We start from the raw sequence: 13,598 nt of genomic DNA, 5'->3' as shown, positions 1-13,598 counted from the left end.
TACCCCGGTGGCCAGGCGAGACAATTGCACAAAAGTCCCAGCGGACCCGCGAGGAAGAATGCAACTGGCGAAAACCGCCGATCCGGCCTTTGTCCGCCGGGGCGCTGACTACACTTGCGCGGTAACCAGGGACCGGCGCCCATGGCCCGGTCCGGCCTCGCAAGGAAACACCCCATGCTCCAGTCCGTATCGCCGAAGAACGACCTGCCGCGCACACCCGAATCCGAGGAAGCCCCCAAGAGCGGCCTGTTCAGCCCCTTCACCATCACCGCGTTCCGCATCATCTGGATCGCCAACCTGTTCGCCAACCTCGGCACCTGGGCGCAATCGGTGGCCGCCGCCTGGGTGGTGACCGAAGCCCACGCCAGCCCGCCGACGGTGGCGATGATCCAGGTCGCCGCCGCGCTGCCGCTGGTGCTGCTTTCGATCATGTCCGGCGTGCTGGCCGACAACCACGACCGGCGCAAGATCATGATGGCGGGCCTGGCCTTCGAGATGAGCGGGGCGACCTTCCTCACCGCCATGGCCTTCTTCGGCTACCTGGACCCGCTGTTGCTGATCGTCTCCATCCTGTGGATCTCCATCGGGGGCTCCATCACCATCCCGGCCTGGCAGGCGGCGGTGAACGAGCAGGTGCCGGCGAAGATGGTGGGCGATGCGGTGCTGCTCAACAGCGTCAACTACAACGTCGCCCGTGCCGCCGGCCCGGCCATAGGCGGGCTGATGCTCAGCGCGGTGGGGCCGGCCTGGGTCTTCCTGTTCAACTGCTTGTGCTACCTGGGGCTGATCTGGGCCATCTGGCGCTGGCGCCGCGTACTGCCGGTGCGCAGCCTGCCGCCGGAACGGTTGATGGAGGGCGTGACCGCCGCCCTGCGCTTCACCCAGTACTCCAGCGTCACCCGCCTGGTGATGCTGCGCTCCTTCTCCTTCGGTATCTCGGCCAGCGCCGTGTGGGCCTTGCTGCCGCTGCTGGCGCACCGCAACCCGGACGGCGACGCGGCGGTGTACGGCTACATGCTCGGCGCCCTGGGCGTGGGGGCCATCCTCGGCAGCCTGGGGGTGAACCTGGCGCGACGGCGCATCGGCACCAGCCGCCTGATCAGCTTCGGCGGCCTGCTGCTGGGCCTGGTGCTGCTGGCGCTGGGCTCGCTGGACAGCCTGTGGGTGATCTTCCCGGCGCTGATCCTCGGCGGCGGTTGCTGGATCGCGGCGGTGGCCAGCTACAACTCGGCGGTGCAGATCCTGGTGCCGGACTGGGTCAAGGCGCGCGCCCTGGCGCTTTACCAGACGGCGCTCTACGGCGGCCTGGCGCTGGGCTCGTTCCTCTGGGGCCACCTGGCGGAAACCATGGGGGTGAAGGGTGCGCTGTTCGCCGCCGGCTGCCTGATGATCGCCTGCGCCTTCCTGCTCTATCAGTCACGCCTGCCGGAACTGGACGCCACCAGCATCGCCCACGCGGTGACCACCCTGCCCGGCCAGCCAACCTTCGTCTTCAACCCCGGCCGCGGCTCGGTGCTGGTGACCATCGAATACCGCATCCCGGTGGAGCGCACCCGCGACTTCGTCCGTGCCATGCAGATTCTCCGCCGCCTGCGCCTGCGCAACGGTGCCGACCGCTGGGCGCTGTACCGCGACACCAGCGACCAGGAGAACTGGCAGGAAATCCTCCTGGTGGACAACTGGCTGCAGCACCTGCGCATGCTCGACCGGCTGACCATCGCCGACAAGGCGATCATCGACAACGTGACCATGCTCCACGACGGCGAGGAGCCGCCACGGGTGAAGCACGGGGTCAGTTATGAGTCGGGGAGTTATGAAGCGAAGGCAGCTGGAAGCTAGAAGCGGGAAGCTGGAAGGGAGACGCGCCTTGTAGGATGGCGTAGAGCGGAGCGAAACCCATGCTGCTGGGGATCGCTCCGCATTCCCAAACGAATGAATTCGCCCCTACGCGGGTTGCACCCGCCCTACCGGTTCAGGTCGTGCGATGGCCGTAGGTCGGGTGAAACCCGGCGCATCGGCGCCGGGATTTCGCGAGTGAATTCGCTCCCACAAGGACGCATGCCCCGTGTGCCGGGGGCATGCCGATAGGCCTTACTGCTGCAATTCCTGCTCGGTGAACAGGCCGTCGAAGAGCATGGTGGAGAGGTAGCGCTCGCCGGAGTCGGGGAGGATGACGACGATGGTCTTGCCCTGCATCTCCGGCTTCTCGGCCAGGCGCACGGCGACGGCCATGGCGGCACCGCCGGAGATGCCGCAGAGGATGCCTTCCTCGCGCATCAGGCGCAGGGCCATGGTCTTGGATTCGTCGTCGGTGGTGAGTTCGACGCGGTCGACGATGGAGAGGTCGAGGTTCTTCGGCACGAAGCCGGCGCCGATGCCCTGGATCTTGTGCGGGCTGGGCTTGACCTCTTCGCCGGCCAGGGTCTGGCTGATCACCGGCGAAGTGACCGGTTCCACGGCCACCGAGAGGATCGGCTTGTTGCACTGCTGCTTGATGTAGCGCGACACACCGGTGATGGTGCCGCCGGTGCCGACGCCGGCCACCAGCACGTCCACCGCGCCGTCGGTGTCGTTCCAGATTTCCGGGCCGGTGGTCTTCTCGTGGATGGCCGGGTTGGCCGGGTTCTCGAACTGTTGCAGCAGCAGGTACTGCTCGGGGTTGCCGGCAGCGATCTCGGTGGCCTTCTCGATGGCGCCCGTCATGCCCTTGGCCGGCTCGGTGAGCACCAGCTCGGCGCCCAGGGCCTTGAGCACCTTGCGGCGCTCCAGGCTCATGGAGGACGGCATGGTGAGGATCAGCTTGTAGCCACGAGCGGCGGCGACGAAGGCCAGACCGATGCCGGTGTTGCCGGAGGTGGGCTCGACCAGGGTCATGCCCGGGCGCAGGCGGCCTTGTTCCTCGGCGTCCCAGATCATGTTCGCGCCGATGCGGCACTTCACCGAATAGGCCGGGTTGCGCCCCTCGACCTTGGCGAGGATGGTCACGCCCTTGGGGCCGAGCCGGTTGATCATCACCAGCGGGGTGTTGCCGATGGCCTTGGAGTTGTCTGCGTAGATGCGGGTCATGGTCCTGTCCTTAGAGGTAGCGGGCAGATGAAAGGCGAACAGCCTATGCCCGTGTGCCGGTGCAGTCCAGCCGAACTCATTGCGGTGGGTGGCAGTCCATGAAAGAGACTCGCCCCCGGCGGATGCCCCCATGAAAAGACGCTACAGCCTGCCCCTCGGGGCCCTCCTCGCCCTCGTCCTGCTGCTGGTGGTGGCGCATTTCGCGCTGCCCTGGCTGATACGCGACTACCTCAACGACAAGCTCGCCGACATGGGCGAGTACCGCGGCCATATCACCGATGTCGACCTGGCCTGGTGGCGCGGCGCGTACCGCATCAACGGCCTGTCCATCGTCAAGGCCGATGGCGATATCCCGGTGCCGCTGCTGGATGCCCCCGGCATCGACCTGGCAGTCAGCTGGCAGTCGCTCTGGTACGAGCACGGCGTGGTGGCGCGGGTGATCTTCGAGGCGCCGGAGGTGAACTTCGTCGACGGCGGCAAGAACAAGCAGGACTCCCAGACCGGTGCCGGCACCGACTGGCGTGACCAGTTGAACAAGCTGCTGCCCATCACCCTCGACGAGGTGCGCGTGGTCAACGGCCGCATCGCCTTCCACAACTTCAGCTCCACGCCCAAGGTGGACATCGACGCCAGCGAGGTAAACGCCAGCCTCTACAACCTGACCAACGTCGCCGACGACAGCGGCGAGCGGGTGGCGCGCTTCGAGGGCCGGGCGCAGTTGCTCGGCCATGCGCCGCTGGAGGTGGAGGCGCGCTTCGACCCGTTCAAGAACTTCGAGGACTTCGAACTGCGCCTGCGTGCCCGCGACGTCGATCTGCCCCGGCTCAACGACTTCTCCCGCGCCTACGGCCGCTTCGACTTCAAGGCCGGCAGCGGCGACCTGGTGATCGAGGCCCGTGCCGACAACGCCCAGCTCAGCGGCTACATCAAGCCGCTGCTGCGCAACGTCGACGTGTTCGATTGGGAGCAGGACGTGGAGAACGACGACAAGGGCTTCCTCCGCTCCCTGTGGGAGGCCCTGGTGGGCGGCAGCGAGACGCTGCTGAAGAACCAGCAGCGCGACCAGTTCGCCACCCGCGTGGAACTCAGCGGCAACGTGCATCGCCAGGACATCAGCGCCTTCCAGGCCTTCCTGTCGATCCTGCGCAACGCCTTCATCGAAGCCTTCACCACCCGCTTCGAACGGCCGCCGCCGGAGAAGAACGACTGACCGCCGGCGCCCATCGCGGACGAATCCGCCCCCGCAGGGCGTGGCCCCTGTAGCCGAAGGTGACAGTCGCGGCCCTGACAGGCCCGTGCTTGAGCCTTCACCCATCGCAGGTCGGGGTACGCCGCGCAAAGGGAATGGCTAGGCTGGAGGGAGAGTGACCGCCCATTCAGTGACTGAATGCCCCGTCTGCGTTCACAGTGCGCCGGGCCGCGCGTTATAGTCGGCCTTTCCGTAAATACCGAAGGCCCCGGCCGAGCCGGGCGTTACCGTTCGAGGATTCCCTGATGAAGTTCGAAGGCACCCAGTCCTACGTCGCCACCGACGACCTCAAGCTCGCGGTCAACGCCGCCATCACCCTGCAACGCCCGCTGCTGGTCAAGGGCGAGCCGGGCACCGGCAAGACCATGCTCGCCGAGCAACTGGCCGAGTCCTTCGGTGCCCGCCTGATCACCTGGCACATCAAGTCCACCACCAAGGCGCACCAGGGTCTGTACGAATACGACGCGGTGAGCCGCCTGCGTGATTCGCAGCTGAACTCCGAGAAGGTCCAGGACGTTCGCAACTACATCAAGAAGGGCAAGCTGTGGGAGGCGTTCGAGTCCGAAGAGCGCGTGATCCTGCTGATCGACGAGATCGACAAGGCCGACATCGAGTTCCCCAACGACCTGCTGCAAGAACTCGACAAGATGGAGTTCTACGTTTACGAGACCGACGAGACCATCAAGGCCAAGCAGCGCCCGATCATCATCATCACCTCCAACAACGAGAAGGAACTGCCGGACGCCTTCCTGCGCCGCTGCTTCTTCCACTACATCGCCTTCCCGGATCGCGAGACCCTGCAGAAGATCGTCGATGTGCACTACCCCAACATCAAGAAGGACCTGGTAGCCGAAGCGCTGGACGTGTTCTTCGACGTGCGCAAGGTGCCGGGCCTGAAGAAGAAGCCCTCCACCAGCGAGCTGGTCGACTGGCTGAAGCTGCTGATGGCCGACAACATCGGCGAAGCCGTACTGCGCGAGCGTGATCCCACCAAGGCCATCCCGCCCCTGGCCGGTGCCCTGGTGAAGAACGAGCAGGACGTGCAGCTGCTGGAACGCCTGGCGTTCATGAGCCGTCGCGCCAGCCGCTGAGCCCCGGTCGCCCCTCCTATTCCGGAGGGGCGCTTCCATTCCGTAGCCAGAGGTCAGGATGCATAACGGCAGCTGCCTGTGCGGCGCGGTGAAGTACCAGATCGACGCCCCCATCGAATCCGCCACCCATTGCCATTGCAGCCAGTGCCGCAAGGGCCACGGTGCCGCGTTCGCCACCTATGGCAACGTGCGCTGGAGCGACTTCCGCTGGACCGCGGGCGAAGACTTCGTGACCCACTACCATTCCAGCCCCGGCGTCACCCGCAGCTTCTGCCGGCAGTGCGGCGCCACCCTGCAGTGGTACAGCGACAAGGCCCACCCCAACTGGGTGTCGATCGCCCTGGGAACGCTGGATTCGCCCCTGGGCGAGATCCCGCAGAAACACATCTACCCCGAATCCAAGGCCGACTGGTACGCCATAGCCGACGGCCTGCCCCGGGAACCCCGTTCCTGAGGCCAACCAGCAAGAGGGCGCAGCCATGCTGCTCAACCTGTTCAACGAAATGCGCGCGGCCAAGGTGCCGGTCTCCGTCCGCGAGCTGCTGGACCTGATCAACGCGCTGAAGCACAACGTGGTGTTCGCCGACATGGACGAGTTCTACTTCCTGTCGCGCACCATCCTGGTCAAGGACGAGCGCCATTTCGACAAGTTCGACCGGGCCTTCGGCGCCTACTTCAAGGGCCTGGAAAACCTCAACCAGCACATCGAGGCGCTGATCCCCGAGGAATGGCTGCGCAAGGAGTTCGAGCGCATGCTGACCGACGAGGAGCGCGCGCAGATCCAGTCCCTCGGCGGCCTGGACAAGCTCATCGAAGAGTTCAAGAAACGCCTGGAAGAGCAGAAGGAACGCCACGCCGGCGGCAACAAGTGGATCGGCACCGGCGGCACCAGCCCCTTCGGCTCCGGCGGCTTCAACCCCGAGGGCATCCGCGTCGGCGACGCCGGCAAACGCCAGGGCAAGGCCGCCAAGGTGTGGGACCAGCGCGAGTACAAGAACCTCGACGACCAGGTAGAACTGGGCACCCGCAACATCAAGGTCGCCCTGCGCCGCCTGCGCAAGTTCGCCCGCCAGGGTGCCCAGGATGAACTCGACCTGGACGGCACCATCGACCACACCGCCCGCGACGCCGGCCTGCTCAACATCCAGATGCGCCCCGAGCGCCGCAACAGCGTGAAGCTCCTGCTGCTGCTGGATATCGGCGGCTCCATGGACGCCCACGTGAAGGTCTGCGAGGAGCTCTTCTCCGCCTGCAAGACCGAGTTCAAGCACCTGGAGTACTTCTACTTCCACAACTGCATCTACGAATCGGTGTGGAAGAACAACCTGCGCCGCACCTCCGAACGCACCTCCACCCTCGACCTGCTGCACAAGTACGGCGCGGACTACAAGGTGGTGTTCGTCGGCGACGCCGCCATGGCCCCCTACGAAATCACCCAGGCCGGCGGCAGCGTCGAGCACTGGAACGAAGAACCGGGCTACGTGTGGATCAAGCGCTTCATGGAGAAGTACAAGAAGCTCATCTGGATCAACCCCTACCCCAAGGACACCTGGAACTACACCGCCTCGACCAATATCGTGCGCGAGCTGATCGAAGACCAGATGTACCCGCTGACATTGAGCGGGCTGGAAGACGGGATGAAGTTCCTGTCGAAGTGACAAGAAAAACGGGCCCGGAAGGGCCCGTTTCATTTCCTGGGTGCTCAGCTCCCGGCAGCCCTTCGGGGCTGCTTATTTTGGGTTCGGCCCTTCCTCGTAGATCACCTCGATCTCGCCGACGATATTGTCGTTGAGGGCCTCGAGATCCTCGGCCGGAATCCACCATTCGGTATGGCGGCTGCCGCCGACCTGCTCGATCCGATACTTCTCGACGAACTCGCGCCGCACCCTGAAGCGGGTCACGTAACCCTTCTTGAAGTCCGTGACGTTCCACTTGTTGATCTCGATGGCGTAGGCCTCGTTGGTCACCGGGTAGAAGATCGGCTGCCCCGGCAGCCTGGGCGGCCAGCGCTTGAACCCGCTGGCGGCAACCAGGGCAAGCTCCTTCTCGCCGCAGGGGCGGTACATGGTTATCAGATCGTCCGTAGTCACTACTTTTGCTCCTTGAAAGACATATCGCCACTGAGGCTTGGCTATTTAAAGTCTTGCCTTCAAGAAACACACCTTCATTTTGGCTGGTTACATCGGCTTCACCCTAAACTCCAACGCAGCCACAGCCAGCTCCCACTTCCCAATGGCGCTCGCCACTACTATTTTTTGTTTTGCGCTGCCAAATTGCACCACTCGCATAGCGCAAAATCCATAGCAAGGAGCTATTAACCATGAGTTACTTATTTCAAGACGGAATTGAGGCAGCACTCCGAGTCGAATCCATGAGAGGAAATGCGTCCTATCTAAAGAGTCAATGTGAGCAAATGACGCAAAAATTGATAAATGACTCACCTCGCCATATCAACATTCATGATGACCTTAGCTATGCGGAAAGCCTGATCTTTTCAATGGGAAATCAGTTCAAACCCTCCGGAGTAGCGCAGGGCGAATGGGCAGGCGACTACGTATCAGAGTGGCGGATGGTTAGTGGGAACGCTGGAGTTATTCGTGGAATGGTTTCAAACGAACTATATAGGGCCTATCAAATCGGACTGGATATTCGCTCCAACCAAGTTGTGGGCAAGATGTTCAAACTTGCAGTCATGGTCTGGTCAACGATAGGAGATTATTCCAGCCCCACTCAGAATGAAGGGCGCCGCTAGCTAAGCTCACTCCTATAGAGACTTTAAGCGACCTGAAGCAACTTGAAACGGAGGGCTTTGGCTTGGTTTATTTAGAGAGGTCTTACGCTTAAGCCTCCGAAGAACCTATTGCCCACCTCATCCCCGCTCTCGATCCTCCCCCCTCCACGGTCAATCCCGTGGCCGGGTTTGGCGGCCCGGGAGTTAGTAAGCGCGATGGCGCCGAGGTGCTTGCGAGAACGGCGAATGTTCTTGCAGGCCCCCGCACGCATGCAGTCATGCACTGCTCTGCGTTATGGCAGATCGCGCGGGGAGACCTCCGGGTCTGCCGGTTCCTACTAGCCGGTTCGCCAACCCCGCGTGGTCTGCCACCCTCGTTTGGCGACGTGGGTGGCAGCTCTTCCGACCTAGTAGGAGCTCCGCCATGCACGACGCATCCACCCCCATCGTTTTCCAACGCCACAACCACCAGCTGCGCACCGTGATGATCGACAACCAGCCCTGGTTCGTCGCCCACGATTTCGCTCGCCTGATCGGCGCTCTGCGTCCCTACCGCATGACCCGCCTGGTGGACCCGCACCAGCGCCGTGTCGTGGTACTGCGCCACGCCAGCGGTGGCAGCGAGGAGGTACTGGCCATCAGCGAGGCCGGCGCCTATCGGCTGCTGTACCGCTTCGATCACCCAGAACACAGATGCATCAGCCAATGGCTTAGCGAGGTGGTGGTGCCAACGCTATATGACCGCCACCGCAACCCCGAAGCGGCCCCCCGGCGGGCCGCAATGAGCTGGGCCAATCAGCGGATTGGCATTCTGAAATGGCAGGGGGATATCTGGATCGCCCGGCAGGATTTGCCGGTCTTCCTCGCCAGCCGGGATGACCCGGCCCTGAGCGATGAGCCAAGCTGGAGGCACGTGCCTTTAGGCGATTGGTGATACAGGCCGAATACCTGTAGGGGCGAATTCATTCGCCCAGAGAGCGCGGAGCGATCCCCTGTTGCAGCATGGGTTTCGCTTCGCTCTTCCCATCCTACGAAGCTGGGTAGCCCGGGCTTCAGCCCGGGGGCTTGCTCCTGACCACCGGCTCGCACAAACGCGCACTGGTTTCACAATGCCTTCAAGGCGTTCGGCTAAGGTGCGTGCCATCCGCCCCACGGGGCTTAGCCAACAGATCGGACGACAGCATGGACACCCTCCGCGACGGCATCGATGCCTATAACCAGACCTACCTCGAGATCAACGGGGAAGAGGACGAGCTCTACACCGAAGGCCCTGCGTCGGAGGAGGATATCGAGCAGCTGGCCGCCCTCACCGGCCCGCTGCCGGCGGAGCTGCAAGGCTTCTACCGCACCCTCGGCGGGCTGAAGAACCAGAACGAATCCGAGTCCCACTGCTTCTGGATTCCCGCCCCCGCCGAGCTGGCGGACTGGCTGCAGGAGCAAGGCGGCTCGGCCGGGATCATCGACGTGATACGCGCCCATTGGGGTGGGGACCGCCCGGAGTTCGACGCGGGCCGCCACTTCGGCGCGGAGGAGATCGCGGCGCTGAATGAGCGCTTCATCGGCTACGGCTGGTACAGGGTGGCGGACATCCTCGAAGGCGCCTATTTCCTGTTCTTCGACCGTGAGGGTCGCTTCGGCAGCCTCTACTACCACCAGGACGATTTCGCCGGCGCCAAGCAGGCGCTGAAGGAGATGCTGCGCGACGGCATCAAGGGCCAGCCGCTGGAGCAACTGCTGGGCGAGGCACTGGAAGAAGTGCGCGCCAGCATGGAGGAGTTCGGCTGACGCCGGCTCCCCTCCCCGCTTCAGTCCCAGATGGGCGTTGGGTGGGCCGGGCGGCGCTCCGCTTCAGCCAACCGCCCCCCCTGCGCCACTCAGGCCATGTCGCTGCCGGCGAACTCTTCGCCGAGGAAGTCGATCAGCGAGCGCACCGAGGGCAACAGCCCGCGCCGCGACGGGAAGATGGCGTGGACGATGCCGCACTTGGGCGAGAAGCCCGGCAGCATTTCCACCAGCGTGCCGTTGGCCAGGTCCTCGCGTACCGCTACCCGTGGCAGGTGGGCGATGCCGACCCCGCCCAGCACGCCGTTGCGCAGCGCCATCAGGTCGTCGGTGACCATGCGCGGGCGATGCGGGATGGTCAGCCGCGCCCCTTCCGGGCCGAACAGCTCCCATTGGTAGTCCCGCTGCGCGCCGCCCCAGTGCAGGCTCGGCAGGCGGCCCAGTTCCTCGGGCGCGAAACCTGCCGGCAACCGGGTGAGGAAGTCCGGCCGGCCCACCAGGCACTGGGTGCTGTCGGCCAGCACCTTCATCACCATGTCGGTGTTTTCCAGGGGTGGGAAGCGCACCCGCAGGGCGATGTCGAAGCCTTCGTGGAGCAGGTCCACCCGGCGGTTGGTGCTTTCGATGAAGAGCTCTACCAGCGGGTACTTGAGCATGTAGCGGGTGAGCATCGGCCCGACCCAGGAGTTGAGCAGCGTGGTCGGGCAGGCGATGCGCACCAGGCCGCGCGGCTCGCTGCGGTTGCGCTCGATCACCTCCGCCGCCCCTTCCGCCTCCACCCGCATGGCCACGCAACGCTGGTAGTACTCCTGGCCGATCTCGGTGAGCGAGCAATGCCGGCTGGTGCGATGGATGAGGCGCACGCCGAGGCGCTCTTCGAGCTGGGCGATGCGTCGGCTGAGCTTGGACTTGGGCATGTCCAGCGCGCGGCCGGCCGGGGCGAAGCCGCCGTGCTCCACCACCTGGGTGAAGTAGTAGAGGGTGTTGAGGTCTTCCACGCTCGTTCTCCAAATAGAACGCTAGAGGTATTTTTCGCAGTCTAGCGGATCAAGGGTGCCGAATTTAATCTTTCTCACATGCAGACAACGCCTGCAGCGAGAAGCAGAACCCAACGCCGAACCGGCACCCAGAATCGATAAGCGAGGAACGCACCATGACCAATTTCACTTACAACCGTCTCGACAAAGACAACGCCGCCGTCCTGCTGGTGGACCACCAGGCCGGCCTGCTTTCCCTGGTTCGCGATATCGAGCCGGACAAGTTCAAGAACAACGTCCTGGCCCTGGCTGACCTCGCCAAGTTCTTCAAGCTGCCGACCATCCTCACCACCAGCTTCGAAACCGGCCCCAACGGCCCGCTGGTGCCCGAGCTGAAAGAGCTGTTCCCGGACGCGCCCTACATCGCCCGCCCTGGCCAGATCAACGCCTGGGATAACGAAGACTTCGTCAAGGCGATCAAGGCCACCGGCAAGAAACAGCTGATCATCGCCGGCGTGGTGACCGAGGTCTGCGTGGCCTTCCCGACCCTCTCCGCCCTGGAGGAAGGCTTCGAGGTGTTCGTGGTGACCGACGCCTCCGGCACCTTCAACGAGATGACCCGCAACGCGGCGTGGAACCGCATGAGCCAGGCCGGCGCGCAGCTGATGAACTGGTTCGGCGTGGCCTGCGAACTGCACCGCGACTGGCGCAACGATGTGGAAGGCCTGGCCGCCCTGTGCTCCAACCACATCCCGGACTACCGCAACCTGATGACCAGCTACGCGGCGCTGACCGGCAACAAGTAACGGAGCGGGCGCAAGCCTGAAACGAAAACGGGAGCCTCGATGGGGCTCCCGTTTGCGCATGGCCACGGCGCCTTGGGTAGAATGCCGCGCCCTCTTCCATCACGAACCCCGACCATGAGCCACGTCACCCTCGAACTGCTGCAGACCGGCCCCGAACAGGCCGAGCTGATCCGCAACCTGTACCAGTTCTACTCCTATGAGTCCTCGGATTGGGAGGAGGAAGACGTGGAGGCGGACGGGCGCTTCTACATCCACGAGGAGCACCTGGCGCGCTACTGGCAGGAACCGCAATGGAGCGCCAACCTGGTGCTGGTGGATGGCTTCATCGCCGGCTTCCTGCTGATCGAGCGCAGCGAGCTGCCGGGCATGGATGCGCTGGAACTGGCGGACCTGTTCATCCTCAAGCGCTACCGCCGCCAGGGCATCGGCCGCCTGCTGGCGACCCAGGTGCTGATGGACGGCAGCACCGACTGGCTGGTGCGCTTCTACCGCGACGACGAAGCCGCCCAGGCCTTCTGGCACGCGGTGATGGAAGGTCTGCCGAAGCCGGTGCGCACCCTCGACCCGGGCGACGACCCGCAGTTGCTCACCTACCTGGTGACCCGGGCGCTGCATTGAGGCCTGCCTTCCCGGGCTGAAGCCCGGGCTACGGGGTGCCCTGGGTTGGCAACGCGATTCGGCTCGGCATCGCTGGTGGATGAAAAGAGCGTCATCCACCCTACACATCGATCAGCTCCGTAGGGCGGGTGAAACCCGCGTGGCTCATGCATCGACGATGTCGGGTTGCACCCGACCTACCTGCTACACCCGGATAATCGTCGTGTTGCGAAATGATGGGTTTCGCTCCGCTCTACCCATCCTACGAATGCGGCCCCATACGAATACGGCCCCGTAGGATGGGTAGAGCTTTGCGAAACCCATGCGGTGCCTCTGCACGGAGTGCCCGGTGGGGTGTTGTCCACCTTTGTATCTCGGCTAGCTATCCGGCATTCCCTCCTTTTCCGCTCGACCACCCGTCTCGCTTGCGGGGCCATGAGTGAACTACGCGGGGTCGCGGATTGTCAGTTCGCTGTCGGCTCGAACCGGGTGGATGGCGTGGCCATTCGCCACCTGGGCGCTGCGCAGCCATCGCTCTTTCTGAATGCGATGCTCGCCTGGCCGGCGCTTATCACGCCCGCGCTTCGGGTCCCGTTCCATAGCCAGTGAAGATTGCCCCATGCCCCTGACCCGTCATCTGCTCGCCCGTGCTCCTTCGTTCTCCTCCCGCGCCATCGGCGCCTGCCTGCTGGGCGGCCTGCTGCTGGCCGGCATGCCCGCGCAGGCCGAGGAGAAAGCCGACAACACGCGCTGGGTGAGCGACAGCCTGAGCACCTATGTGCGCAGCGGCCCCACCGATGGCTACCGCATCGTCGGCACCCTGGTTTCCGGGCAGAAAGTCGAGCTGCTGAGCACCCAGGGCGACTACAGCCAGGTGCGCGGCGAGAACGGCAGCGCCGTGTGGATCCCCACCCGCGACCTGCAATCGGTGCCCGGCCAGGCCGAGCGCCTGCCGCAACTGGAACAAAAGGTGACCGAGCTGAGCACCGAGCTGGGCGGTATCGACGAGACCTGGAAAACCCGCGTGCAAGGCATGCAGGAGACCATGGACTCGCGCAAGGCGCTGATCGACGAAGCCCAGGCCGCCCGCGCGGCCCTGGACAGCGAGCTGAGCCAGGCCCGCTCCGAGCTGCGCGAGGTGCAGGCGCAACTGGGCGATGAGAACAAGCAGGTGCTGATGCGCTACATGGTCTACGGCGGCAGCATCGCCGGTGCAGGCCTGCTGCTCGGGCTGATCCTGCCGACCATGCTGCGGGTCAAACGCAAGCGCAGCGACCAGTGGGTCTGACCCGCTGAGCG

General features: G+C 64.4%; 14 protein-coding genes. 11 read left to right on the top strand and 3 right to left on the bottom strand.

All coding sequences use genetic code 11. The features are described from left to right. The first annotated feature begins 174 nt into the window (after positions 1-174). A complete protein-coding gene (locus PI990_RS10835) occupies positions 175-1,839 on the top strand; it encodes an MFS transporter (RefSeq protein WP_271660597.1) in 1,665 nt (554 codons plus the stop codon). A gap of 252 nt (positions 1,840-2,091) precedes the next feature. Here PI990_RS10835 and cysK read toward each other — a convergent pair whose 3' ends face one another. Beyond that, positions 2,092-3,066 carry a cysteine synthase A gene (gene cysK, locus PI990_RS10830; RefSeq protein WP_271660596.1) on the bottom strand — a complete coding sequence of 325 codons (975 nt, stop codon included), beginning with the start codon at positions 3,064-3,066 and terminating at the stop codon, positions 2,092-2,094. 130 nt (positions 3,067-3,196) lie between these two features. Between cysK and PI990_RS10825 the strand changes: the two genes are divergently transcribed. The 4 genes from PI990_RS10825 to PI990_RS10810 all read left to right on the top strand — a co-directional run bounded on the left by PI990_RS10825 (position 3,197) and on the right by PI990_RS10810 (position 7,064). Further along, on the top strand, positions 3,197-4,276 hold the full coding sequence (locus PI990_RS10825; protein WP_271660595.1) for a DUF748 domain-containing protein: 1,080 nt from the start codon (positions 3,197-3,199) through the stop codon (positions 4,274-4,276). Between the two features lie 284 nt (positions 4,277-4,560). Further along, positions 4,561-5,406 carry an AAA family ATPase gene (locus PI990_RS10820; RefSeq protein WP_021220273.1) on the top strand — a complete coding sequence of 282 codons (846 nt, stop codon included), beginning with the start codon at positions 4,561-4,563 and terminating at the stop codon, positions 5,404-5,406. A gap of 58 nt (positions 5,407-5,464) precedes the next feature. Further along, positions 5,465-5,860 carry a GFA family protein gene (locus PI990_RS10815; protein WP_271660594.1) on the top strand — a complete coding sequence of 132 codons (396 nt, stop codon included), beginning with the start codon at positions 5,465-5,467 and terminating at the stop codon, positions 5,858-5,860. A 25-nt stretch (positions 5,861-5,885) separates the two neighbouring features. Further along, positions 5,886-7,064 (top strand): vWA domain-containing protein, encoded by a 1,179-nt coding sequence (locus PI990_RS10810; RefSeq protein ID WP_271660593.1) that lies wholly within the window; start codon positions 5,886-5,888, stop codon positions 7,062-7,064. A gap of 72 nt (positions 7,065-7,136) precedes the next feature. Here the strand turns inward: PI990_RS10810 and PI990_RS10805 are convergent, their stop codons facing one another. Beyond that, positions 7,137-7,496: a hypothetical protein gene (locus PI990_RS10805; protein WP_021220276.1), complete on the bottom strand. Its 360-nt coding sequence runs from the start codon at positions 7,494-7,496 to the stop codon at positions 7,137-7,139. 230 nt (positions 7,497-7,726) lie between these two features. Here PI990_RS10805 and PI990_RS10800 point away from each other — a divergent pair, with 230 nt between their 5' ends. From PI990_RS10800 to PI990_RS10790, 3 genes are all read left to right on the top strand, one after another. Then, entirely contained in the window at positions 7,727-8,158 is a 432-nt protein-coding gene (locus PI990_RS10800) for a hypothetical protein (RefSeq protein WP_271660592.1), read from the top strand. Positions 8,159-8,561: 403 nt separating this feature from the next. Beyond that, positions 8,562-9,071, top strand: a complete 510-nt coding sequence (locus PI990_RS10795) for a BRO-N domain-containing protein (protein WP_271660591.1) — start codon at positions 8,562-8,564, stop codon at positions 9,069-9,071. 248 nt (positions 9,072-9,319) lie between these two features. After that, on the top strand, positions 9,320-9,922 hold the full coding sequence (locus PI990_RS10790; protein ID WP_271660590.1) for a hypothetical protein: 603 nt from the start codon (positions 9,320-9,322) through the stop codon (positions 9,920-9,922). An 89-nt stretch (positions 9,923-10,011) separates the two neighbouring features. Here the strand turns inward: PI990_RS10790 and PI990_RS10785 are convergent, their stop codons facing one another. Next, a complete protein-coding gene (locus PI990_RS10785) occupies positions 10,012-10,917 on the bottom strand; it encodes a LysR substrate-binding domain-containing protein (protein WP_271660589.1) in 906 nt (301 codons plus the stop codon). A gap of 155 nt (positions 10,918-11,072) precedes the next feature. Here PI990_RS10785 and ycaC point away from each other — a divergent pair, with 155 nt between their 5' ends. The 3 genes from ycaC to PI990_RS10770 all read left to right on the top strand — a co-directional run bounded on the left by ycaC (position 11,073) and on the right by PI990_RS10770 (position 13,587). Next, entirely contained in the window at positions 11,073-11,702 is a 630-nt protein-coding gene (ycaC, locus tag PI990_RS10780) for an isochorismate family cysteine hydrolase YcaC (protein WP_271660588.1), read from the top strand. 114 nt (positions 11,703-11,816) lie between these two features. Next, a complete protein-coding gene (locus tag PI990_RS10775; RefSeq protein ID WP_271660587.1) occupies positions 11,817-12,320 on the top strand; it encodes a GNAT family N-acetyltransferase in 504 nt (167 codons plus the stop codon). A gap of 598 nt (positions 12,321-12,918) precedes the next feature. After that, on the top strand, positions 12,919-13,587 hold the full coding sequence (locus tag PI990_RS10770; RefSeq protein WP_184489334.1) for a TIGR04211 family SH3 domain-containing protein: 669 nt from the start codon (positions 12,919-12,921) through the stop codon (positions 13,585-13,587). Positions 13,588-13,598: the final 11 nt, after the last annotated feature.

The sequence above is a fragment of the Pseudomonas sp. TUM22785 genome, assembly GCF_028198105.1.
Classification (GTDB): Bacteria; Pseudomonadota; Gammaproteobacteria; order Pseudomonadales; family Pseudomonadaceae; genus Metapseudomonas; species Metapseudomonas solani.
The sequence above is the reverse complement of the archived record's forward strand: the minus strand, read 5'-3'. Positions and strand labels throughout refer to the sequence as shown.